General features: G+C 56.9%; 24 protein-coding genes. 7 read left to right on the plus strand and 17 right to left on the minus strand.

Going from position 1 to position 23,458, the window contains the following annotated elements; all coding sequences use genetic code 11:
* Positions 1 to 275: 275 nt before the first annotated feature.
* The 10 genes from VJ956_RS03910 to VJ956_RS03955 form a co-directional block, all read right to left on the minus strand.
* On the minus strand, positions 276 to 968 hold the full coding sequence (locus VJ956_RS03910) for a sulfite exporter TauE/SafE family protein (protein WP_324081858.1): 693 nt from the start codon (positions 966 to 968) through the stop codon (positions 276 to 278).
* Positions 968 to 1,198 carry a cbb3-type cytochrome oxidase assembly protein CcoS gene (ccoS, locus tag VJ956_RS03915; protein ID WP_324081860.1) on the minus strand — a complete coding sequence of 77 codons (231 nt, stop codon included), beginning with the start codon at positions 1,196 to 1,198 and terminating at the stop codon, positions 968 to 970. Before ccoS ends, VJ956_RS03910 begins: the two co-directional genes overlap by 1 nt.
* Entirely contained in the window at positions 1,195 to 3,657 is a 2,463-nt protein-coding gene (locus tag VJ956_RS03920) for a heavy metal translocating P-type ATPase (protein WP_324081862.1), read from the minus strand. The genes ccoS and VJ956_RS03920 overlap by 4 nt, the downstream gene beginning before the upstream one ends.
* Entirely contained in the window at positions 3,654 to 4,166 is a 513-nt protein-coding gene (locus VJ956_RS03925) for a FixH family protein (protein ID WP_324081864.1), read from the minus strand. The genes VJ956_RS03920 and VJ956_RS03925 overlap by 4 nt, the downstream gene beginning before the upstream one ends.
* Before the next feature lie 19 nt (positions 4,167 to 4,185).
* Positions 4,186 to 5,616 (minus strand): cytochrome c oxidase accessory protein CcoG, encoded by a 1,431-nt coding sequence (ccoG, locus tag VJ956_RS03930; protein WP_324081866.1) that lies wholly within the window; start codon positions 5,614 to 5,616, stop codon positions 4,186 to 4,188.
* 111 nt (positions 5,617 to 5,727) lie between these two features.
* Positions 5,728 to 6,618 carry a cytochrome-c oxidase, cbb3-type subunit III gene (gene ccoP, locus VJ956_RS03935; protein ID WP_324081868.1) on the minus strand — a complete coding sequence of 297 codons (891 nt, stop codon included), beginning with the start codon at positions 6,616 to 6,618 and terminating at the stop codon, positions 5,728 to 5,730.
* The gene (locus VJ956_RS03940) at positions 6,615 to 6,800 is read right to left on the minus strand and encodes a cbb3-type cytochrome c oxidase subunit 3 (RefSeq protein ID WP_324081870.1); all 186 of its coding nucleotides are present in this window, start codon (positions 6,798 to 6,800) and stop codon (positions 6,615 to 6,617) included. The genes ccoP and VJ956_RS03940 overlap by 4 nt, the downstream gene beginning before the upstream one ends.
* A 4-nt stretch (positions 6,801 to 6,804) precedes the next feature.
* Positions 6,805 to 7,413: a cytochrome-c oxidase, cbb3-type subunit II gene (gene ccoO / locus VJ956_RS03945; protein WP_324081872.1), complete on the minus strand. Its 609-nt coding sequence runs from the start codon at positions 7,411 to 7,413 to the stop codon at positions 6,805 to 6,807.
* A 15-nt stretch (positions 7,414 to 7,428) separates the two neighbouring features.
* Positions 7,429 to 8,859, minus strand: a complete 1,431-nt coding sequence (ccoN, locus tag VJ956_RS03950) for a cytochrome-c oxidase, cbb3-type subunit I (protein ID WP_324081874.1) — start codon at positions 8,857 to 8,859, stop codon at positions 7,429 to 7,431.
* 64 nt (positions 8,860 to 8,923) lie between these two features.
* Positions 8,924 to 9,208: a hypothetical protein gene (locus tag VJ956_RS03955; RefSeq protein WP_324081877.1), complete on the minus strand. Its 285-nt coding sequence runs from the start codon at positions 9,206 to 9,208 to the stop codon at positions 8,924 to 8,926.
* Here VJ956_RS03955 and VJ956_RS03960 point away from each other — a divergent pair.
* Complete coding sequence (locus tag VJ956_RS03960) at positions 9,207 to 9,755, plus strand: alpha/beta family hydrolase (RefSeq protein WP_324081878.1); 549 nt, start codon at positions 9,207 to 9,209, stop codon at positions 9,753 to 9,755. The two genes, VJ956_RS03955 and VJ956_RS03960, sit on opposite strands and share 2 nt — an antisense overlap.
* An 80-nt stretch (positions 9,756 to 9,835) precedes the next feature.
* Positions 9,836 to 10,912 (plus strand): 23S rRNA (cytidine(2498)-2'-O)-methyltransferase RlmM, encoded by a 1,077-nt coding sequence (gene rlmM / locus VJ956_RS03965; RefSeq protein ID WP_324081880.1) that lies wholly within the window; start codon positions 9,836 to 9,838, stop codon positions 10,910 to 10,912.
* A gap of 7 nt (positions 10,913 to 10,919) precedes the next feature.
* On the opposite strand, the gene VJ956_RS03970 is transcribed toward rlmM, so the two are convergent.
* Positions 10,920 to 11,207, minus strand: coding sequence for an antibiotic biosynthesis monooxygenase family protein (locus VJ956_RS03970; RefSeq protein ID WP_324081882.1), 288 nt, complete (start codon positions 11,205 to 11,207; stop codon positions 10,920 to 10,922).
* A 147-nt stretch (positions 11,208 to 11,354) separates the two neighbouring features.
* On the opposite strand from VJ956_RS03970, the gene tusA reads away from it, so the two are divergent.
* Positions 11,355 to 11,567, plus strand: a complete 213-nt coding sequence (gene tusA / locus VJ956_RS03975) for a sulfurtransferase TusA (protein ID WP_324081929.1) — start codon at positions 11,355 to 11,357, stop codon at positions 11,565 to 11,567.
* Here tusA and dsbD read toward each other — a convergent pair.
* Positions 11,548 to 13,401 (minus strand): protein-disulfide reductase DsbD, encoded by a 1,854-nt coding sequence (gene dsbD, locus VJ956_RS03980; RefSeq protein WP_324081886.1) that lies wholly within the window; start codon positions 13,399 to 13,401, stop codon positions 11,548 to 11,550. The genes tusA and dsbD overlap by 20 nt on opposite strands.
* Positions 13,402 to 13,581: 180 nt before the next feature.
* Between dsbD and VJ956_RS03985 the strand changes: the two genes are divergently transcribed.
* From VJ956_RS03985 to pdxB, 3 genes are all read left to right on the plus strand, one after another.
* Positions 13,582 to 14,097, plus strand: coding sequence for an elongation factor P hydroxylase (locus tag VJ956_RS03985; protein ID WP_324081888.1), 516 nt, complete (start codon positions 13,582 to 13,584; stop codon positions 14,095 to 14,097).
* Between the two features lie 12 nt (positions 14,098 to 14,109).
* Positions 14,110 to 15,396, plus strand: a complete 1,287-nt coding sequence (locus tag VJ956_RS03990) for a DEAD/DEAH box helicase (RefSeq protein ID WP_324081890.1) — start codon at positions 14,110 to 14,112, stop codon at positions 15,394 to 15,396.
* Positions 15,397 to 15,509: 113 nt separating this feature from the next.
* Positions 15,510 to 16,664, plus strand: coding sequence for a 4-phosphoerythronate dehydrogenase PdxB (gene pdxB, locus VJ956_RS03995; protein WP_324081892.1), 1,155 nt, complete (start codon positions 15,510 to 15,512; stop codon positions 16,662 to 16,664).
* 28 nt (positions 16,665 to 16,692) lie between these two features.
* Here the strand turns inward: pdxB and htpX are convergent, their stop codons facing one another.
* From htpX to VJ956_RS04010, 3 genes are all read right to left on the minus strand, one after another.
* Positions 16,693 to 17,574, minus strand: coding sequence for a protease HtpX (gene htpX, locus VJ956_RS04000; RefSeq protein WP_324081894.1), 882 nt, complete (start codon positions 17,572 to 17,574; stop codon positions 16,693 to 16,695).
* Between the two features lie 99 nt (positions 17,575 to 17,673).
* Positions 17,674 to 18,123, minus strand: coding sequence for a hypothetical protein (locus VJ956_RS04005; RefSeq protein ID WP_324081896.1), 450 nt, complete (start codon positions 18,121 to 18,123; stop codon positions 17,674 to 17,676).
* Positions 18,124 to 18,134: 11 nt separating this feature from the next.
* Complete coding sequence (locus tag VJ956_RS04010; RefSeq protein ID WP_324081898.1) at positions 18,135 to 19,349, minus strand: pyridoxal phosphate-dependent aminotransferase; 1,215 nt, start codon at positions 19,347 to 19,349, stop codon at positions 18,135 to 18,137.
* 214 nt (positions 19,350 to 19,563) lie between these two features.
* Between VJ956_RS04010 and VJ956_RS04015 the strand changes: the two genes are divergently transcribed.
* Positions 19,564 to 20,052, plus strand: a complete 489-nt coding sequence (locus VJ956_RS04015; protein WP_324081900.1) for a glutathione peroxidase — start codon at positions 19,564 to 19,566, stop codon at positions 20,050 to 20,052.
* Between the two features lie 26 nt (positions 20,053 to 20,078).
* Here the strand turns inward: VJ956_RS04015 and VJ956_RS04020 are convergent, their stop codons facing one another.
* Positions 20,079 to 22,457, minus strand: a complete 2,379-nt coding sequence (locus tag VJ956_RS04020; RefSeq protein ID WP_324081902.1) for a hybrid sensor histidine kinase/response regulator — start codon at positions 22,455 to 22,457, stop codon at positions 20,079 to 20,081.
* A gap of 9 nt (positions 22,458 to 22,466) precedes the next feature.
* Positions 22,467 to 23,243 carry a hypothetical protein gene (locus VJ956_RS04025; protein WP_324081904.1) on the minus strand — a complete coding sequence of 259 codons (777 nt, stop codon included), beginning with the start codon at positions 23,241 to 23,243 and terminating at the stop codon, positions 22,467 to 22,469.
* Positions 23,244 to 23,458 lie beyond the last annotated feature (215 nt).

Genomic DNA, 23,458 nt, shown 5'->3' on the forward strand with positions numbered 1-23,458 from the left:
CCTTCCCACCTGGCGGACAGCTCGCTTTACGATTTCCGGCAGGGAGAGCGTAAGACTGGCGGATCGGTGGAGGCTGTTGGTAAAGCGGAGCCAGAGCACATTGACTATGGCCGGCTTGACGTTCTGAACGTATAACTATTAATCCGTGCGCAGTAAGCGAACAGGTCTTTGCAAACCACGCTGTTAATACTTCCGTGTACGCTTACTAATGAGTAGGAAAGTAGGCGGACATGTCCGCCTACTTTCTTTCAGCTAGGTACTTTGTTGTTCTTTAGTTAATAATGCCCGGCCATGTGGGTGACCGGAAGCGTCCAGAGTCCGAAGCCGACCAGTAACACGCCGGCAAACTGGCGAAAATAACGGTTGCCTTTGAGCCGGTTGATCCAGCTTGCGGCGTAGCCGGTGGCGAACATTGAGGGCAGTGTTCCCAGGCCGAAGAACAGCATGGTTGCGGCCGCGCTTCCGACCGTTGGCTGGAGCGCGGCCCAGCCCAGTGTGCTGTATACCAGCCCGCAGGGCAGCCAGCCCCAGAGGCCACCAAGAACCAGGGCCTTCCAGGTCCGGTCTACCGGCATGACTCGTCGGGTGAGTGGTGAGATACGCCGCCAGACCGGCGCGCCAAGCCGTTCCACATAGCGGATTCCCTGCCACCACTGGCCCATGGAAAGCCCCATCAGGATCAACAGGCCACCGGCGATGGTGCGCAGCAGCGGACCAACGCTGACGTACTGGTCGGCTGCCCGGGTGCTCAGCAAGGCAACCAGCGAGGCAATGGCCACATAGCTGGCAACGCGCCCGCCATTAAAGGCCAGCAGCATCAGGGTCTGGCGGCCCCGGTATCCTCTGCCAACGGGGAGCGCCATCGAGAGAGAGGCACTGATGCCCCCGCACATGCCGATACAGTGGGCGCTGCCCATCAGACCAATCAGGAAGGCGCTGGAATAACCGAGAACGAGTTCGCCTGTCATCAGGTCTGCTGACTGTCCTTGTCGTTCTCGTCTGTTTTATCCGGGGCCGCCTGCTGATGAGGCTGGCGGGCGTCTTCGGGGATACGGTCTTCATCATCGTCGTAAAGAATCCGGTGGGCGGGGCCCTTGAGATCGTCATACTGGCCGCTTTTCACCGCCCAGGAAAACAGCCATATCCCCAGGGCGACCAGAATCAGCATTACCGGAACCAGGATCATCACGATTTTCATAGACTGGCCTGTATGGTTGCGGAGGTGGGTGAATCAGCGTTGTGCTGATGAGGCCGGGAGCGTTCCTGCCTGCTTAATCTCAGGGCGTTCAGAACCACCACCAGCGAACTTAACGACATACCGATAGCTGCCAGCCACGGCGGCACAAAACCGGCTGCAGCCAATGGCAGGGCCAGAACATTGTACCCCAGAGCCCAGACCATGTTCTGGCGAATGATCCGCCGCATGTGACGGCTGGTATTCATGGCTTCCGGCAGTTCCGTCAGCTTCCCGTTAAGCAAAATAGCATCGGCGTTAAGCTGTGTCAGGTCAGCTGCGCTGCCCATGGCAACAGACACTCTGGCTCCAGCCATGGAGGGCAGATCATTCAGCCCGTCGCCAACCATCATAACCGTGTGACCCTCGGCGATTAACCCCCTGAGCACTGCAAGCTTGTCCTCTGGCGAGGCCTCGCCGATCGCCTTGCCGATGCCGAGCTGGTCGCCGATTCTGGCAACGTGGGCGGAATGGTCCCCGCTGAGTAGCAGGGTACGTAAACCGTTTTCATGCAGCGTCTGAATGGCCTGAGCCGCGTCAGGGCGCACTTCATCATCCAGGGTAAAGCGGGCCAGCCAGCGATCCGCACTGGCGAGCCAGACCTCGACGCCGGCGGATTTCCCGGCGGCGGGAGGCGGCGAAGATACCCGGCCTGCCACAAACTCCCGGTGCCCGATGCAAAGTTTTCTGCCCTCAACCTCGCCGGATAGCCCGCCTCCCAGGTGATTGCTGATGGCGCTTGCGCGGGCGCCGGGACAGACCCTGAAAGCCCGGGCAATCGGGTGCTCTGATGCCTGCTCAAGGCTGGCCGCCAGGCGCAGGCAGTCCTGCGCCGAAAGCTCTGCAAATGTCTCGGTCTGGTTCAGGCTCAGCTCGCCCCGGGTCAGGGTGCCGGTTTTATCAAACACCACCGTGTCGATGTCATCCATGGCTTCCAGGGTGTGGCCGCGGGTCGGCAGAAATCCCTGTTTGCGAAGCCGCAAGGTTGCCGAGGTAATGGCGGTTGGGGTGGCAAGGGAAAGGGCACAGGGGCAGGTGACAACCAGCACGGCAAGCATGATATCGAAGGCATTGCTGGCGCCCGCCAGCCACCAGCCCAGTCCGATCAACGGGGTGATCATCAGTACCTGACCAACAAATCGCCCTGCCAGACGATCCGCCATTTGTGCCACCGGGGGTTTGTCAGCCTGCACCCGGTCGAGGATGCGCAGAATGCCGGACAGCCGGGTGCGGCCACCGGCTCTGGTGACTCTCATCTCGAAGGGATATTCACCATTGACGCTGCCGCCATGCACCTGATCGCCCGGTTGTCGGGTTTCAGGCAGGTATTCCCCGGTCAGTGCGGCTTCATCAATCGTGGTCTGTCCGCGGGTGATAATGCCGTCCGCCGGAAGTGTGTCCCCGGGCCTGATCAGCAGGATGTCATCGGTCTGTAACTGGTGAATGGGCACCAGCTCGGTTTGGCTATCGGTGAGCCGGTTGGCGACCGCGGGCTGAAATCCTGCCAGGCTGTTGCCGTTGAGCCCGGCCCGGTAGCGGGCCCGGCTTTCGATAAAGCGGCCAAGCAGAAGAAAAAAGGTAAACATGCAGACCGATTCAAAATAGACTTCCTCGCCGCCGAATGCGGTGACCCAGGCGCTGGCCGCGTACGCCAGGCCAATGGCGGTAGCGACGGGAACATCCATGGTGAGGTGTTTGCTCCGGAGGTCCCTCACGGCGTTGGCAAAAAACGGCCGGGCACTGTAGAAAACCACCGGCGTGGCTACCAGCAGGCTGAACCAGCGGAAAAAATCGATAAAGTCCGGGGAAATATCGCTCACCAGCTCGAAATAGAGCGGGAACGCGAGCATCATGCTCTGCAATGAACCAATGCCGGCGACAGCAAGCCGGATCAGCATCGACCGGTGCTCCGCTTTCAGTTCCTGTTCGGCTTCATCGGCAAGGTAGGGTCGGGCGGTGTAACCGAGTTGATGGACAGCCATTAACAGGTCACTGAGCCGCGCCTGACTGGCATCCCAGACCAGTCGCGCCCGGCAGGTGGAATGATTGACTGAGAACGAGATAACCCCGGGCTGTTTCGCCAGGTGATGTTCCAGAAGCCAGATGCAGGCAGCGCAGGTGATCCCGCCCACCAGCAGCGTGGCTTCCTGCCCGCCTTTGACGGGTGCAACGAAGGATGCCTGCACCTGCGGGTGGTCGAGTTCCCGCAGCCGGTTGATTTCCGCTTCCGTCAGTTTTTTCGGGGTGACCGCCGGCTCGGTCCGGAAACTGTAGAACCCGCCCAGGCCCTCAGCCTGAATGGTCTGGCAGACCGCCTTGCAACCCTCGCAACAGAAATAGCGGGACTGCCCTTGCAGTCTGAGAGTGATCGGTGGCGAGCCGCCGGCGGGCTCCCCGCAGTGAAAACACTCCAGGGAACTCACCCGCGGTCGTCAGTCCGGCTATCAAGCACAATTGCAGAGCGCGGAAAGCTGGCTTCGCCTTTCAGGCGCCAGTCATTGTCCGGGCCCCGAAGATCGAAGTACCAGCGGCCGTCAATTGGCTGGTTCAGGTTGGCAATGTACTCACCCTGGCCGTTGGGACGAAACTGAATCGTACGATCGTATTCCGCCAGGGTGGGATGAAACAGGTTAAGCACCAGGTAGGGGAAGCTGGCGGTGCCATTTTCGGCACGCATGGTCAGATCCACGGACTTCTCTGCAAACGCGAAGCTGGCCTGAAGGCCCATGGCACTTGCGGTTTCATCCCTGGCCCTTTCCATGGCAATGCCGCGGCCCTGTTTCGAGTAGTCGTCCGTGACCATTGAACTGTCAATGCTGAGGGCGACGGTGATCATGGAAATGCACCAGATAATGGCTGCGCCGGGAAATATCAGCAGGAACCAGAACCAGGGCTGTCGGTACCAGGGGCTGATGGACTCGTCGTTATTCATAAGCGGTTCCAGAATTGGTTCAGCGATTAGGACCGACAAATCGGCTTTCAGTTTCCAGAACCAGTGACGGATCGGTTTCCGAGGTCATTGTGAATTCAATGGTATTACTGGCGCTGGAAATTACCTCCGGATCAACATCAACGACCGTCGGCAGAGTGCGGTATTCGCTGCTGTCCACTGTAATGACCTTATCCGTCAGGATCTGGATACTCTCCAAGCCCGACACCGAGATCGTGAAAGTCTGGGGAACCTCGGTCATGTTCCCGATTCTCAGAGTGTAGGTGTTCTCTATCCGTCCCTGGCCGTTGAACTTGAACAGGGCGCCGCGGTCGCGTTCAGCGTCCAGGGTTGCCGGTACCCGGGTTGCAATGGTGTAGCCCATGGCCAGCACCATAAGCGCCAGTGCCAGACCATAACCCACGGTGCGGGGCCGGATCAGCTTTGAAGGTTTACCTTCCAGCTCGTTCTCGGTGGTATAGCGAATCAGCCCGCGTGGGTAATTCATCTTGTCCATCACCTCATCACAGGCATCAATGCACAGAGCACAGCCAATGCACTCGTACTGCAGGCCATCGCGGATATCGATACCGGTCGGACAGACCTGAACGCATTGTCCGCAGTCAATGCAGTCTCCCAGTCCAAGTTCTGCGGGGTCGACACCTTTTTTGCGGCTGCCCCTTGGTTCCCCACGGTTCGGGTCATAGGAAACCACCATGGTGTTGGGGTCAAACATGACCGACTGGAAGCGGGCATAGGGGCACATGTACAGGCATACCTGTTCACGCATCCAGCCGGCATTCAGATAGGTGGCAACGGTAAAAAAGCCTACCCAGAAATAGGCCCAGCCATTGGCATTCAGGGTGAAAAGATCCGCGATCAGGTCATATATCGGATAAAAATAACCGACAAAGGTGAGGCCGGTGGCGAGTGCAATCAGCAGCCAGGCCGCATGCTTCGCGGATTTTTTGGCGATTTTCGATCTGGAGCTGGGTGCCTTGTCCAGTCTCATGCGTTTGGTGCGGCTGCCCTCGATTCGTTCCTCGACCCACATGAAGATAAAGGTCCAGACGGTTTGTGGACAGGTGTAGCCACACCAGACCCGACCGAACAGCGTGGTAATGAAAAACAGTCCAAATGCGCAGATTATCAGCGAGCCGGACAGCAGGATCAGATCCTGGGGAAAGAAAGTGATGCCGAACAGATGGAATTCGCGATCGGGAAGATTGAAATAGATCAGCGGCTGGCCATCTACCGATATCCAGACGAACAGAAAATACATACCCATCAGTGCCGTCAGGCTGACATTACGTATGCGCTGAAAGAAGCCCCTGACCTCTCTCACATAGATCTTTTTTCGGCTGGCGTAAAGATCTGTTGTTCCGGTGTTTTTTTTATTGTCGGAGGCGCCAGAGGACGGGTCAACCTGTTTGACCGGTATCTCATTGCTCATCGTTACCTCCCGATGATGTCCACTCAAGCGTCTGGAGTGGTTATCAGCCCTGCCCGGAACCGGGCAGGGACTGGGCAGTCCGGTACCACCACGACTCCAGCGATTTCCCGGTTACCTGGAAAGGCCGTACACGTAGGCGGCCAGTATCTGAATCTGGTCGTCAGACAGACGTCCACTCTGGGCAGGCATCATGTTCTCGCGGCCATTAACAACGGTTTCCTTGATCCAGTCATAGTTCGAGCCATAAATCCAGGCGTCGTCTGTAAGGTTGGGAGCGCCAATGGCCTGATTGCCTTTGCCGTCCGGCCCGTGACAGGCGGCACAGGCCTGAGCGTATACCTGCTCGCCTTTTTTGGCTGCTTCCGGGTCTTCGGCGCGGTCGCTATAACTCAGGACATGGTTGACCACCTGATCCACCTGTTCCGTGGTCATGTTGGGCATGGTGCCCATGGCGGGCATGGCGCCCTGCCGACCGTTACGAAGAGTGGAAAGGATGGAGTCCGGGTCGCCACCGTACTGCCAGGCGTCGTCAGTCAGATTGGGAAAACCGATATTACCGCGACCTGCCGAACCATGGCACACAGAACAGTTGTTGGCAAAAAGCCTCTGCCCCATCTGCATGGCTTCCTTATTCTGATACAGCTCTTCTACCGGAGTGTCACCGAACCGGGCGTAAAGCTCACCGTAACGGTCCTCCGCCTGTTGCTGTTCTTCCTGCCACTGGTTGTGCTGCGACCAGCCCAGCAGCCCCTGGTAGTTGCCCAGTCCTGGATAGAGGACCAGGTAAATGAGGCCGAATATGCAGGTTGCGACGAAAAGGTAAAACCACCATTTGGGTAGCGGGTTGTCCAGTTCCTCAATACCATCGTAGGAATGGCCGGTGGTGCGGTCGGTTTCAGTGTCGGATGTCTGTCCTTTGCGGGTGGCGTGAAGCAACCACCAGCAGCCAAAAACGGTACCGAGCGTGATCACCGTGACCCATATGCTCCAGAAGGTACTCATCGCTTGTTCTCCGTTTTTTCCTGTTCAAGAGTACGTTTTTCGACCTCATCGTCGTCAAACGGAAGGTGAGCTGCCTCTTCGTTTGCCCGTTTACGACGGGCACTGAAAGCCCACCAGACGATGCCGAGGAACATGGCCATAATGACCAGGCTGTGTATGCCGCGTAAATCGTTTACATCCATAGAATTACCGTCTCTCCGAAATCACGGTACCAAGCTGCTGAAGGTAGGCCACCAACGCCTCGATCTCGAACATGCCTTCCACCTGTTCAGATGCTTCTGCAATTTGCTCGTCGGAGTAGGGAACACCCAGGGACTGCAGCGTTTTCAGCTTGTTCGCGGTCGCGGTGTGATCAATCCGGTCTTCGAACAGCCAGGGAAAAGCCGGCATGTTGGATTCCGGTACCACACTGCGGGGGTCGTACAGATGCTGGCGCTGCCAGGCATCGGAGTAACGGCCGCCAACGCGGGCCAGATCCGGACCAGTACGCTTTGAGCCCCACAGGAACGGACGGTCGTAGACGAATTCTCCTGCCACCGAATAATGCCCATAACGTTCGGTTTCACTCCGGAAGGGACGAACCTGCTGGGTGTGGCAGACATGGCAGCCCTCGCGGATATAGATATCCCGACCTTCAAGCTCGACCGCTGATAGCGGTTCAAGGCCATCGACAGGGGTATTGGTTTCTTTGTTGAAAAACAGCGGAAGTACTTCGGCGAGAAAACCGCCACTGATGGTCAGCACAATCAGAACGATCATCAGACCAATATTCTTTTCGATAATGTCGTGTTTCATCTGAGTCGTCTCCGGTTACGCCGCCTGGACTGTTGCACTTTGGTTGGTAACAGCCTCTTTCCGGCGTACGGTCATAACGCAGTTGTAGGCCATGATAAACATGCCCAGCAGGAAGATAACGCCGCCGATAAATCGCACCAGATAGCCACCGTAGGATGCTTCCAGAGACTCGACAAAGCTATAGGTGAGGGTGCCGTCTTCGTTGACGGCCCGCCACATCAGACCCTGGGTGATGCCGTTAACCCACATCGCCACGATGTAGAGAACGGTGCCCACGGTTGCCAGCCAGAAATGGGTGTTGATCATGTTGGTGCTGTACATCTCTTTTACGCCCCAGAGTTTTGGCACCAGGTGATAAATGGCACCGATACTGATCATCGCAACCCAGCCAAGGGCACCGGAGTGAACGTGGCCGATGGTCCAGTCGGTGTTATGGGACAGCGCGTTCACGGTCTTGATGGACATCATCGGACCTTCGAAGGTGGACATGCCGTAGAACGACAGTGAAACCACAAGGAAACGCAGGATCGGGTCAGTGCGGAGTTTGTGCCAGGCACCTGACAGGGTCATCATGCCGTTGATCATGCCGCCCCAGGAAGGAGCCAGCAGAATCAGGGACATCACCATGCCCACCGTCTGCGCCCAGTCCGGGAGTGCCGAGTAATGCAGGTGGTGGCCACCGGCCCAGACATAGGTTGCGATCAGTGCCCAGAAATGCACGATGGACAGTCTGTAGGAGTAGACCGGCCGCTCGGCCTGCTTCGGCACAAAATAGTACATCATGCCCAGAAAGCCGGCCGTCAGGTAAAAGCCAACGGCATTGTGGCCATACCACCACTGCATCATGGCATCGGTGACGCCGGCGTAGGCAGAGTAGGATTTGAACGCGCTTGCGGGCAGTGCCATGCTGTTGCCGATGTGAAGCACGGCGACTGTAATAATGAAAGCACCATAGAACCAGTTGGCCACATAGATGTGCGGTGTGCTGCGCTTCATGATGGTGCCGAAGAACACCAGGGCGTAGCAGACCCAGACCACGGTGATGGCAATGTCGATCGGCCATTCCAGTTCGGCATATTCTTTGGAAGTGGTAAAACCCAGCGGCAATGTAATGGCAGCCGCCACGATAATTGCCTGCCATCCCCAGAAGGTAAAGGCTGCAAGCCCGTCAGAAAAAAGCCGCGCCTGGCAGGTACGCTGCACCACATAGTAAGCAGTTGCAAACAGCGCGCTGCCGCCGAAACCGAAGATGACGGCGTTGGTGTGAAGCGGCCTCAGGCGACCGAAGTGAAACCAGGGCAAGTCAAAGTTGAGGGCGGGCCAGTAAAGTTGCGCCGCAAGCAGCACACCAACTGCCATGCCCACAATGCCCCAGACTACCGTCATGATAGCGAACTGCTTCACCACCTTATAGTTATACGTCAGGTTTGCATTTGCTGTGGTCATAGCCTTACCAAGTGGGTCCAGAGTGAAAAAAGCTGCGGTGAATTATGGACAACAGCACCGCTGTTTACAACGGAGTAATCGACTCCGGGCGTTGTTCAGAGGCTCCTTGGGTCAAATAGGTCTTAATCCCTGACTTTGAACCTAGTATAGAATATTCATTTGCGCCCATTCGACCTTCTGGGACAAAAATATCCGCAGATGTCATGGTTTCTTGATAGATCTCAAGAGGGAACGCATTGACGGCCATAAAACTGATCGAGAACAAGCCTGCACACAGGAATCGCAATGAGAAAAAAAGTTGCCTGGTGCTGGCGCATGGGGCGGGTTCACCTGCGGATTCTGCGTTCATGGAGCAGTTGTCCGGCTGTCTGGCTTCAGCGGGTATTGCTACCGCCCGATTCGAATTTCCCTATATGCAGCTGACGAGGCAGGATGGCCGTAAACGGCCGCCGGATCGACAGCCAGTACTGTTGGCACATTTTCGCGATGTCATCCGGCAGGTTGCCGGCAATGGCCCGGTTTTTATTGGCGGCAAATCCATGGGCGGTCGAATGGCCAGCCTTCTGGCTGCAGAGGACGGCCTGGCCGGGATTCTGAACGGCTGCATCTGCTTTGGTTATCCCTTCCATGCTGCGGGAAAACCGGATCGCTGGCGGGTGGAACATTTTGACAGTTTTCGCTGTCCTGTCATGATTGTTCAGGGAACCCGGGACCCGTTTGGCAAACAGGAAGAGCTCGAGAATTTAAACTTGCTGTCCACTTCAAGTTGCCGTATCCATTGGCTGAAGGGCGCCAATCACGACTTCAGGCCGCTGGTCAGGCAGCCTGAAACCCAGTATCAGCTGATTGAAAGCGCGGCGCAGGTTGCCGCAGAATTCATGGCAGAGGTTTGCTGAACATTGTTGAGAGAGATTGTCTTGTTAGCCAGTGTCAGATCTGCCCGGGCCAGCGGCGGCGTTACCGGGGATTCCTGTTAATGCAGCAGATGGTCGCCTTTTGCCGCCCCGGCTTTGAAGCCGATGCTGGCCGTGAACTGACAGATGCTGCTGCAATGGCTGGTGTATTCGGCTATTTTGAGCCCGGGCCGGAGCCGGGCTTGCTGACGTTTAACCTTTCCGGGCCGGCGACCGCAAAGGATCTTGTGGGCAGTGTGGCAATTGCTGAGCTGGTCTTTGTCAGGGACTGGTTTGTGACGGTTGCCGATATTCCGCTGCCCCGGGCAGACCGGGTAGGCGCGGTTATCGCGGCGCTGCGAGATGCGGACACGGTCCTGCCTTCCTGCAGTCGGGTAGATATCCGGCTGGCTGAGACCAACGACGATCATGATCTGGGGAATTTCGCCCGCAAATGGATGTCTCCCCTGTCCAGGGCGCTCAGGAGCGCTGGCTGGCTTGAGCAGAATCCGCAAGCGGAAACGCCGGGCAGGCTGGAGCTGTTGTTACTGTCTTTTGAGCGGGTGATTCTGGGTGTCAGCCTTGCCAGTAATCGGGCTGAATATCTCAGCGGGATTGTCAGGCTGCGCCTGCCTGATGAAGCGCCAAGCCGGTCTGCCCTGAAACTGGAGGAAGCCTGGAAAGTGTTCCTGCCGCAGGAGAGGGCGCTGGATTATCTGGGGGGTGGCAAGCAGGCGGTGGATCTGGGTGCTGCCCCTGGTGGCTGGACCTGGCAACTGGTGAAACAGGGAATGCTGGTGACTGCGGTTGATAACGGGCCTATGGATTCGCAGCTGATGGCTTCCGGCCAGGTCACCCATGTGCGGGCTGATGGTTACCACTGGCTGCCGAAACGTCGCGTTGACTGGATGGTCTGCGATATCGTCGACCATCCACGGCGCACTGCGACCATGGTGGTTCAGTGGCTGTCAGATGATCTGTGTCGCTATGCGATTTTCAATCTCAAGCTGCCGATGAAAAAGCGTTATGACGAATGGCTGATTTGCCGTGATATTCTGGAAACCGGCCTGGCAAACAGTGACAAAAGGTTCCGGATAAAGGCACGACACCTTTATCACGACCGTGAAGAAATCACCTGTTTCATCGAAAGGCTGGACTGAGTGCGGTTTAATGAAAGTGTTTCATGACCGTAATGACTTCATCCTGGTCCATCATCGGAATCAGTTCCGCCATCAGGGCTCTGCGCTCCTCAGACCGCTTCCAGCGCAGCCAGTCTGTTTCAGAGCGCCACGTGGAGAGGGTAAAACGGTGATTCTGATCACGGGAATCAACCAGGGTTTCGCCGGAGACAAAGCCCGGTGCACTGACCGCGTGTTGAATATACTTGCGGGCTCTTTCTTCGTAAGCGAGTTCCAGAGACTCAGCAATATGGCGTTCAATCAGCACCCGGATCATTGTTCACCTCAATGTAATCAGACAAATATAAACAATAATTTAGCACGTATTTTTTAAAAGTCAGCCAGATTTAAGGAGGTCTGTGTGGGCGAAAATACAGGTAGTGGTCAGGTCAGTGGCGCAGCTGAGCGAAAATGGGATAGCGAAATGGATGCCAGGGGGCTGTTCTGTCCGGAACCGGTAATGCTGCTTCATAACCGGATTGCAGACCTGGCCGCGGGACAGGTTCTCAAGGTGATTGCTACTGATCCTTCAACCACCAGGGATATCCCGCGATTCTGCCAGTTTCTGAACCACGTGCTACTTGAGAGCGAGGAACAGGGCGAGGAATTCATCTACTTCATACGCCGGGGGGAGTAACTCGCCCAAGATGGTCGAGGAACTGGTTCCGGCCCATCTCGCCCAGCACCCGGGCACTGGTGAATTCTTCGCCATCGGCACCAAAGAAAAGTATTGCCGGTGGGCCGAACAAGCCGAGCTCGTCGAGTATCGCCTGCTGTTCCGGGGTGTTATCCGTCATGTCCAGCTGCAACAGCCGGAAGGGACTCAGGGCCTCTGCCACCTGGGCATCACTGAATACGTTGCGTTCCATAACCTTGCAGGAGATACACCAGTCGGCATAGAAATCCAGTACCACCGGCGTATTGCTCTGGCTCGCACGTTGCAAATGCTCGCGAATCTCAGCCGGCGATTCGATTCTCAGAAATCCGGCATGCTCGACCGGTGCCGTGGCCGCCCCGGGCCCGCCGGCAGATGGCGTCGCAATCAGCGGGTCCAGAGGTCTTAACGGATCGCTGGCGCCGGTGACCGCCCCCGCCAGAAGGGCAATTCCGTAGGCGAACATGACCAGACCAAAGCCTTTTCGCGTGCGCTCCCATCCAGCCCTGGCCGCGTCAAACGCTCCTAACTGGACGCCGGTAACGGCAATCAACAGCGCCCACAGGGTAAGCGCCAGCCAGGCCGGCACCAGGCGCTCGACCAGCCAGATGGCAACAGCCAGCAGCATGACGCCGTAAAATGCCTTGACCACGTTCATCCAGGGGCCGGTGGTTGGCAGGAATTTGCGCCCACCCACAGCGACCAGTATCAGCGGGACGCCCATGCCCAGGCCAAGCGCAAACAGCGCAACACCACCCACCACAGCATCCTGGGTGGTGCTGATGTAAAGCAGGCTTCCGGCCAGCGGCGCGGACACGCAGGGCGAGACAATCAGTGCAGACAGTGATCCGATACCAAAAATACTGAATACCCGGGTACCGGTAAGCTTATGGCTGGCGTCGTTCAGTGGTTCCCGTATAAAGCGGGGTAACTGAATCTCAAACAGGTTGAACATGGACAGGGCGAACAGCACAAACAAACCGGCAAAAATGCTGAGAACCCAGGGCGACTGCAAATGGGCCTGCAGATTGAAACTGGCGCCCAACAGCCCGGTTATCACTCCGGCTGCAGCGTAGGTCAATGCCATACCCAGAACATAACTCAAGGACAACAGCACGGCATGGGTGGTAGAGCCGGTGTTCTTGCCTGAGACCAGCGAGGCAATAATCGGCACCATGGGCAGGACACAGGGAGTAAAAGTGAGTCCCAGACCCAGCAGCAAAAACAGACCGGCTATAACCAGGGTTGATTGCTCCGCCAGAAATCCCGCGAGCCCAGTTGCGGTGGACGTGTCCTGTGGTGCTCCGGTTATCATGCCTGCGCTGTCTGCAGAGCTTCCGGATCCGGAGGCAGCGCCAGCGTAAAAAAGCACATCCCGTGTCTGCGGCGGATAGCACAGGCCAGCTTCCGCGCAGCCCTGGTACGTCACTTCAAGTTCCGCTTCGGTGATTCCCGGGGGCAGAGTGACGGGCACTCTGGCCTGCACCGGATCATAAAACACCGTGACCGTGCCAAAATAGTCGTCTTCAGTATCGGTGCCGCGGTAAGAGAATTCCGGTTCGCCGGTAATAACACCGTCAGTCAGGCTGGTTACCGTGACTCTTCCCTGATAAAGATAATGCTCAGGCGCGATTTTCCAGCTCAGGACCACGCCGTCGGCTTCATTGGTATAGGAAAACGGCAGGGCCTCGTCTACCGGAAGAAAATCGTTGCCACCGCCAAACAGGTTGCCGGTTCCCTGACCGTGGCCGGGTGCAGAAAAAACCAGTAGGGCAGCGAGCAGCAGGCAGCCTGTAACAGTATTTTTACCAGACATTTTCAGCGCTGGAAATTTGCCTTTCTTCATTAGTAAGGTTCCGATTCCGGACATCTGTGGATCCCGTATTAACCGCTGCCATTTTACACCCGGGGCTGCTCCGGGCAATTTGTGGACACCCCTTGTCCCCTGAAGTTCCCTCTGGTATTACCAGCGTGAAAGTCGCACAATGTCGGTCCCATGATGCACGACCCGAATGATCTTATCACTTTGTTCAATGACCTGTTCCGGGAGTCCCTCAGGACAACTCTGGTCAAGGGCGGCGCAGAGCCCGAGTATGTGCCTGCAGGTCACGCTGATGGTTACGCTCGGATCATCTTCGCCCATGACTATTATGCCAGCGCCCTGCACGAAATCAGCCACTGGTGTATTGCGGGGCCGGCACGGCGAGCACTGCCGGACTACGGCTACTGGTACTGTCCCGACGGGCGTAGCCGTGACCAGCAGCACGCTTTTGAAGCAGTGGAAGTGAAGCCGCAGGCCCTGGAGTGGTTATTTTCCATGGCCGCCGGTTCCCCGTTTAACATCAGCCTGGACAACCTCTCGGGTGACGGAACGATTAACGCAGCGGAATTTTATCATAATGTCCGGAGCCAGGCCGAACACTATCTGACTCATGGCATGCCCGAGCGCGCCGAAACCTTCGTGCAGGCGCTCAAGACATTTTACGGAACATCCGATCAGACATTGAGGTAAATTGAGCCCCCTATGACATCTGACGCACCAGAAGCAGGCAAAATGCTGTTCAAGGATCTTAACCTTGACCAGCGAGTGCTTGACGCCATTACTGATATTGGTTTCAGGTACTGTACACCGATCCAGGCAGAGACGCTTCCCGTCACACTGGCGTGTCAGGACCTGATCGGCCAGGCGCAGACCGGCACAGGCAAAACCGCTGCCTTTCTGATCACCGCGATCCAGAGCATGCTGGAAACGCCGATTCCGGACCAGGAGCGCTTTGCCTCCGAGCCCCGCATACTTGCGCTGGCACCTACCCGGGAACTGGCCATGCAGATCGCCGAAGACGCCGAACAGCTCTGTGGTTATACCGGCCACACTGTGGTGGCGGTGGTCGGGGGCATGAACTACGACAAACAGCGGGATCAGCTGCAGAACGGAATCGTGGATATTCTGGTCGCGACGCCGGGCCGGCTGATTGATTTTCTGGGTTCCCAGGATGTATTTCTGGACCAGCTCGATATCCTGATTCTGGATGAGGCTGACCGGATGCTGGACATGGGATTTATCCCCGATGTAAAGCGGATCATCCGCAAATGTACACCCAAGGAAGAACGGCAGACACTGCTGTTCAGCGCAACGTTCAATCAGGACGTACTGAACCTTGCCTCCATGTGGACCCGCAATGCCGAATTTGTGGAGATTGAACCCGAGCAGAAAACTGCGGAACGGGTGGAGCAGACCGTTTTTCTGGTGGGTGAAGAGGAAAAGCTGCCGGTTCTGGTGAACTATCTGAAAAAGCCGGAAGTCGAGAAAGCCCTGGTCTTCGCCAATCGGCGTGATCAGTGTCGGGATCTGGAAGAGGATCTTCGTAACCAGGGGGTAAAGGTTTCCCTGATGTCCGGTGAGATAGCCCAGAACAAACGGCTGAAAACGCTGGAGCAGTTCAAAGCCGGGAGCATTCAGGTGTTGGTTGCCACCGACGTCGCCGGACGCGGCATTCACGTTGACGGCGTGACCCACGTGTTCAACTATAATCTTCCTGATAACGCTGAAGATTACGTGCACCGGATCGGCCGCACGGGGCGCGCCGGCAAGACCGGGGTGTCGATAAGTTTTGCCAGTGAAGATGACGCGTTTTCGCTACCGGCGATTGAATCCTATATCAGCCAGAAGCTGAAAACCGCCGTGCCGGATGAGGACCTGATGGCAACGCTGGACAAGCCGCCGATCACCCGTAAGCGTGGAGGACGACGCCCGCCACCGGGTAACCGCAGCCAGGGCGGACGCTCTGGTGGTCAGCGTCAGCGCAGATAAATCTCAGCCAGCAGCGCCAGGATATTAGCTGAAAGAAAGTAGGCGGACGTGTCCGGCTACTTTCCTGCTTATTAGTAATTTGCAAAGATAACGACGGGTTGGAATCTAGCACTATGCTGATTGTAGCGGACGAGAACATTCCCCTGCTGGACTCATTTTTTGGCGACATCGGCGATCTGCGGCAGATGCCGGGTCGCTCCATGTCGGCCGCAGACGTCAGAGACGCCGACATCCTGCTGGTGCGGTCAGTGACCCGGGTCAATGAGCAGTTGCTGGCAGACAGCCGCGTTCGTTTCGTTGGCACCTGCACCATCGGCACTGACCACATTGACCAGGAATGGCTGAAGTCAGCCGGAATTGCCTTTTCGGCGGCGCCTGGCTGTAACGCCAACAGTGTGGTCGAGTATGTTCTCGCGGTTATTGCGCTGCGGGCGGAAAAACTCTGTATTGATGACTGGACCGATCTCAGCGTCGGTGTTGTCGGGGCTGGCAACGTGGGTGGCGAACTGACCCGCAAACTGGAGCGCCTGGGATTTGATGTGGTGGTCTGTGACCCGCCGAAGGCAGAAGCCACTGACGAGGATGACGGTACCTTTTCCGACCTTGACGAAGCGCTGAAATGCGACGTCATTACCCTGCATACGCCGCTGATCAGTGACGGCAAATACCCGACCTGCCATATGCTTGCTGCAGCCCACCTGGCTGACCTGAATGCCGACCAGCTGCTGATCAATACCAGCCGGGGTGAAGTGATTGACACTGCAGCGCTTGTAAAGCGACTGGCGGAGCCTGACGCGCCGACTGTCACCCTGGATGTCTGGGAAAATGAGCCGCGAATCAATGCTGGGTTGGCGGAACAGGCCTGGATAGCGACGCCTCATGTGGCCGGCTACAGCCTCGAAGGGAAAGTCCAGGGCAGCGAGATGATCTATCGGGCCCTGAGCCGGTTCATGGGATTGCCGGTGAGGAAACAGGCCGGTCAGTTTCTGCCGGAGGCGGCGCTGAGCAAGCTTTCATTTACCAGCGCTGCCGACGTGATGGACGCGGCCAATATAGCCATACTGTGCTGTTGTGATCCCCGGCGGGATGACGCCAGGCTGAGGCGTACGCTCAGTCTTCCTCCCGAGGAGCGGGGCAGGGCGTTTGATCGCCTGAGGCGTGAATATCCTGTCCGCCGTGAGTTTTCCAGCCTTAAGATCCAGCTCAAAGGCACCAGTAGATCGGCCCAGGAAACATTCCGTGCCCTGGGCTTCAAACTCAAGCTCTGATTCTGACCGGTGCCAGACCGGACCTGCTTTACAGCTGTGCCGCAGTCAGCGCCGCGATCCGGTCTTCCAGCGGGGGATGGGTCATGAACAGGGCACTGAGACCGGCCCTTGCCCCTCGGTTGATACCGAATGCCTGCAGTGTGTCGGGCATCTGATCCGGCATTTCACTTTCCTGTTTCAGACGCTGAAGGGCGTTGATCATGGCTCCGCGCCCGGCCAGTTGCGCGCCGGCAATATCCGCCCTGAATTCCCGTCGGCGGGAGAACCAGAACACGATGGTGCTGGCCAGAATGCCAAGAACGAGTTCCGCGGCAATACTGACCACAAAAAACCCGATGCCGTGGCCGCTTTCATTGCGGAATACCACCCGGTCCACCAGTGAGCCGATAACCCGTGACGCAAAGATCACAAAGGTGTTCACTACCCCCTGAATCAATGCCAGCGTCACCATGTCACCGTTCGCAACATGGCCGATTTCATGGCCCAGTACCGCCCGGATCTCGTCTTTGCTGAAGCGGGACAGCAGGCCTTCGCTGACAGCCACCAGGGCGTCATTCCGGTTCCAGCCGGTGGCGAAAGCGTTGGACTGGCTGGCCGGGAAAATGGCGACTTCCGGCATGCCAATGCCGGCGTTTTCTGCAAGCTGGGCTACCGTCTCTACCAGCCACCGTTCGGCGGGCGTTCTGGGCGACTCGATCACCTTTGCGCGGGTGCTCCATTTCGCCATCTTCTTTGAGATCAGCAGGGAAATAATGGAACCCGCGAAACCGAAAACCGCAGCGAATGCCAGCAGCGAGCCATACTGAATGCCATTCTGGGCGAGATAAGAATCAACACCCAGTAACCTGAGTGTGACACTGGCGATCAGAATGACCGCAAGGTTGGTTCCAAAAAACAGTAAAAGTCTCATGGTCTGCCTCGGTATTCCCGGACCGGGGGGCCGGTCCGGTGATGATTTCCCCAGGTTTTATGGTGGCTGGGAAAGAAGGATCAAGAGGCTTACTCCGATTTAATGATCCTGGAAGAAGGTAGCCTGCATAACACTGCTGATTCTTGCTGAGCTCCGGCTTTTCAGGGCGTCGCGGATCAACTGAATGTGGGTGGAAAGATCATCACGCACGGCGGCGGGGAGGGAGGGGTCCGGCTGATTCTGAACGGATTCTGTTGGCGACCCCGCTGGCGCGCTCAGGCGTACAAAGGCTCGCTGGGTGAGTACCGCCTGATCCAGCGCCTCCTGACGAATGGTGTCCACGTACCGCAGAAAACCCTCTTCGGCCAGCCATAACAAGGCGCCAAAGCAGGCCATATGCCGCTTGCTGTGCAGGCCGAATTCGTCGGGGTCATCGGTTCCGGCAATATCCTCGACAAACAGGTTCACCCGCCTGGGAAAAGCACTGTACAGCTGAACCAGAGCAATAGCGGTGTCTTTGTAGAAATCTTCGATATGAATGTCGGCCAAAACGCTTCTCTTTATACCCGGTATGAGGCCAGAAAATGTGCCAGACGTTTCATGGCATCTTCCAGAGCGTCCTCCCTCGGAAGAAATACCACCCGAAGGTGCTGTTTGTCGTCGATGTTGAATGCCGAGCCCTGGACCAGAAGAATACGCTCCTGCAACAGCAGGTCCAGCACCAGCTTTTCGTCGTTTTCGATCGGGAAACGCTTGGGGTCAAGGCGCGGGAACATATAGAGCGCGCCACTGGGCTTCACGCAGCTTATGCCGGGAATGTCATTCAGCAGGTTGAACGCGGTTTCGCGCTGTTCGTAGAGTCGGCCGCCGGGTAAAACCAGGTCTTTTATCGACTGATAGCCGCCCAGAGCGGTCTGGATCGCTAACTGTGCCGGGACATTGGCGCACAGGCGCATGTTGGACAGCATTTCAATGCCTTCCACCAGGTCCCGCCCCCGGTGCTTGGCACCGCTGACGATCATCCACCCGGACCGGTAACCTGCCGCGCGATAGTTTTTTGACAGCCCATTGAAGGTAAAGAACAACACGTCATCGGCCAGGGAGGCGGTCGGGATATGCTCGATGCCGTCGTACAGAATCTTGTCGTAGATCTCGTCCGACAGGATGATCAGGTTGTGCTGGCGGGCCAGTTCAACAATCTGCTCCAGCAGTTCCCTGGAATAGACAGCGCCGGTGGGATTATTCGGGTTGATAACCACAATCGCCCGGGTCCGGCGGGTGATTTTCTTCCTGATGTCGTCAATGTCCGGGAACCAGTCCTGCTGTTCGTCGCAGCGGTAGTGCACCGGCTTGCCGCTCGAGAGCGTGACGGCGGCAGTCCAGAGTGGATAATCCGGGGCGGGTATCAGCACCTCATCGCCGGTGTTGAGCATCGCCTGCATCGACATTACGATCATTTCGCTGACGCCGTTGCCCAGGAAAATATCGTCGATATCGACCTTGTCAATGCCGATCTGCTGGCAATAATGCATCACCGCCTTGCGGGCCGAGAACAGCCCCTTGGATTCCACATAGCCCTGGGCCAGCGGCATGTTGTAGATCACGTCCTGCTGGATTTCCTCGGGGACGTCCAGTTCAAATGCTGCAGGGTTGCCGATATTCAGTTTCAGAACCCGGTGACCTTCTTCTTCAAGCCGGCGGGCTTCACGCAGAACCACGCCACGGATTTCGTAGCACACGTTGTCCAGCTTGGCGGATTTCAGGTAATTCTGCATAAGCCCGGGGATTCCTTGAAACGGTGTACTAAGATGAAAGAAAGTAGGTGGACGTGTCCGCCTGCTTTCCTGCTCACTAGTAAGTCGCTGATCTCGCAATTTGTCATTAAGTTTGTATTCTAGCGGAGCAAGGGCATCTCACAACAGGCCAATTATGATGAATTGTGGCATTGATGCCCGAAATTCAGGGTTTTAACGGACAAAAGGGCGGGATATGGCTGAACAGAGTATTTATGATTTTACTGCAACCACCATTCGAGGCGAGGAGCAGTCGCTGGAGGCGTTCCGGGGCAAGGTGCTGCTGATCGTCAATACCGCCAGCAAGTGCGGCTTTACACCCCAGTTCGAAGGGCTTCAGGGGCTCTATGCGGAGCTGAAAGACAGGGGGCTGGAAGTGCTGGGTTTTCCCTGTAACCAGTTCAACAACCAGGACCCCGCCGACGACCAGGCGATCAACGAATTCTGCAGCCTGAACTATGGTGTGGATTTTCCCATGTTTTCGAAAATTGACGTTAACGGCCCTGATGCGCACCCGTTGTTTCAGTATCTGAAACGGGAAGCCAGGGGTTTGCTGGGGTCAGAAGCAGTAAAATGGAATTTCACCAAGTTTCTGGTGAACCAGAACGGTGAGGTGGTGGACCGCTATCCGCCGACCACCAGGCCGGAAGCCATCCGTGCCGATATTGAAAAGCTGCTGGACTGAGCCCGCTCCGGTCGAAACAGGCTTCATCACTGTGAGGGTGCCCAGCGCTCGATAATCGCTTTGAGATCCCTGCGGTTGTAGGGTTTGGTGATGTAATCATTCATTCCGGACTCCAGGCATTCGTCACGGTCACCCTGCATCACGTTGGCTGTCGTGGCAATAATGGGGAGATGCTTCCAGGCCGGGTTCTGGCGAATGATCCGGGTGGTTTCACAGCCATCCAGCACCGGCATCTGGCAATCCATGAGTACCATGTCGAACTCGTCGTCAGAAGCCAGAATTTCCAGAGCCTGACGGCCCTCGTCGGCAATCACCACCTCATGCCCCAGTCTCGTGAGCATGCTGCTGGCGACCAGCTGGTTAACGTGGTTGTCTTCAACCAGCAGTAACCGCATGGCGGGGACCGCCGGTGAACCGGCAGCAGCAGATGACGGGTCATGGCCTTCGGCAGTTTTCTGAACGTCTCCGTGAATACTTTCCCGAACGTTGTCCTGCAGGCCTCCCATCGCCAGCCCGGCAGCATGGCACAGAGCGTACAGGAACGGCTCCCGGCACAGGGGCATGGTCAGAGTTGGGTGATCAGTGGCAGTTGTGAGTTTGCCAGAGCGAATGATCAACAGCACTCCCGCGCCGGCCCAGGTATCTGGGTCGATACCACCGGTGCTGTCGTTGTCGTGGTAAGCCGTAATGAGAATGCCGCGGCCTTCCGGTGAGGCCTCTCTTACCGGTATGCCCCAGGCTTCAAGCTGGGAGCGGATCGGCCCGGCGTGCTGATGGCTGTCAGCCAGGTCAAGATCAACACCCAGCTGTCTCAGCCGGTCCGGAATCCTGGAATCAGATACCTCGCCCGGATCCTGTTCTGCCACCGGCAGCGGCAGGAACACGCTAAAACGCGTGCCCTGATCCGGCTCTGACGTCACCGTTATCTGGCCATGCATGTGTTCTACCAACTGTTGGCAAAGCGTCAGTCCCAGCCCGGTTCCGCCGTATAGTCGAGTGGTGTCGGCGTCGGCCTGGGAAAAGGGGGAAAAGATCCGGTCGAGGGCCTGATTCGACATGCCAATGCCGGTATCGACGATATCAAAACGCAGATAGCCGGTGGATCGGGTTACTTCGAGTCGGACATGGCCGTGGTTGGTAAACTTGACAGCGTTGCTCAGCAGATTGTTGAGTATCTGGCGGGTACGGGTAGGGTCGCCAAGAAAGGTCTCCGGCAGGCGACCCTCGATATCCGTTACCACATCGATCTGTTTGCGGCGGGCCTGTTGGGCATGGAGTGTGGCGCATTCCTCGGCGATTCTGCGAACACTGAACGGAATGGTCTCCAGGCTGAGCTTGCCGGCTTCCACCTTGGAAATATCAAGAATATCGTTCAATAGCCCGAGAAGGCTCTGGCCGGCGCTCAGGGCTGTCCCCAGACGGTTCCGCTGTTCCGGCTGGGCTTCATTTTCGAGGGCCAGGCTGAGCATGCCCAGCACACCGTTCAGTGGTGTCCGTATCTCATGGCTCATGCTGGCCAGAAAGTTTGCCCGGGCGCGGGCGCGCCGCACTGCATCCTCTTTGGCCGTGACCAGTGCCTTGTTACCTCTCTGCAACGCCTTGTTCTTTTCTGAAATTTCCCGGGTGCGGTCTTCAACTTCATGTTCAAGTTTGCCCGAATAGTTCTTCATGGCGGCTTCGGCATCGCGAAGCTGCGCCAGGGCCTGATCAATGGTTTCCAGGTGGCGGTTGATAATCCTCACCATCGAACCGATCTCGTCTTCCTCGTGGTTCTGTGGCACCGGTAGCCTGGCTTTCTCGGGTTTTTCGGCCTTTACCCGGCCCAGAGCACTGATAACATTGAGCATTGGCCGGGTGAGCGAAAGGTAGAAAATGCCAAGCAGTGCGAGCGTTAGCACCAGGCTCTTGAGCAGGCCGCTGATCAGGGTATACCCGGCCCGCTGCAGAAACAGAAGGCCATAATGATAGGTATCGATGGTAATGGCGAGATGCCCCAGGGAGCGATCGCCCAGTTGCGGCACCGACAGTTTACCCTGGAAACTTGTGCTGGCCCCGAACATCAGGTCACTTATCCATCGATAACCGGATTCAGGGCTGCTCTGGCTGGCCGCTGCCATGGTCTCGCCGTTGTTATCGATAATACGGGCGTCGACGATGGCGGGGTGCTGAAGAAGGCCTTCCAGTAATTCTTTGGCCAGACGGTTGTCAATGTTATAGGCAATCTGCGAAGCAGGACTGTGGCTGATGTCGATCAGCGCTTCGATTTCCTGCTCCATGGATTCACGGGCACTGAAGAAATCCAGGGTTACCTGAGCGACATTCAGCACCAGGCCAAGCAGCATGGCAACCAGAACCGTGTCGCGGGTAAGCCGGAAGGAAAGCCGTTTTCTGAATGGTGTGGTCATGCTCCCGGCTCAGTCATCATAATCGGCTTTTTTACGCCACTCGTCATCGCCCCCGAAGTTATCCCATTCGCGGCCGAGTGTTGTCGGAGCTCCGGCCTCTGGCTTGTCAGTGTCGATATCCTTTTCCATCGCTTCAAGCTCTTTGATACGGATGCGATAACTCTTTACCGCTTTGGCGGCCATCGGATTGTCTCCGGATTTACCCATTTCCGTGCTGGCCAGATGATAGGCGTTTATGGCCTGGCGAATCTGATTCTGCCGGGCATGAACCCGGGCCTGGAAGACATGCATGTCGGCACGGGTCTTGTGGACCAGAAACAACACCAGTCGGAGATTCTTTTTGGCAGTGGGACCGTCAATCTGTCCAGCCTTGTGCATGCCTTCGATCAGTTTGAAGAGATTCTGTAACAGCTCCTGCACGTAAGCGGATTTCTCGGCGGAATCAATTTTTACCGGCGGCCGCTGATCATCATCATTTTCCACTTTCTGGCGAAGCTCCCGAACCGACGCCTGCCAGGAATCAAGGGACGAGCCGGGTCTGAGCGCGACCAGTGCCTTGCAGGAAGCCTCCATGTTGCGAATCAGCAGCAGCTTCAGATCGCTGGTAAGATACTGACCGGGCAGCTCGGACATCAGGCGGCTGGACCGCTTGAACTGATCCTCCAGGGCGGTAATTCTTCGCGCCCGCTCAATACGGGCACGTTCCCGCATCTGGGTGAATGCCACAAGGATAATTGATACGGTCACGATTGCTGCAAGAAGCAGCACAATCATTGCGGTATCCATGACAGCGCAAACACTCCGAAAGGTGAGCAAGTGGCCAGATGGCCCGGACAAAATCCCGAAAATCCGGTATTTAATCTGAAGGTTAGCAGAAAACACCCGGGGAGTCTGAAGTGGTTATCATGATTTTCACTTCGTATCAGTTTTCTGAATTGTTAGACTCCACTGTATAATTTTCATGAATCCAGGAGTTGTTCAGCGGCTCCCTGAACGCCGAT

Origin of the sequence: Marinobacter sp., assembly GCF_035268745.1 — a bacterium.
Classification (GTDB): Bacteria; Pseudomonadota; Gammaproteobacteria; order Pseudomonadales; family Oleiphilaceae; genus Marinobacter.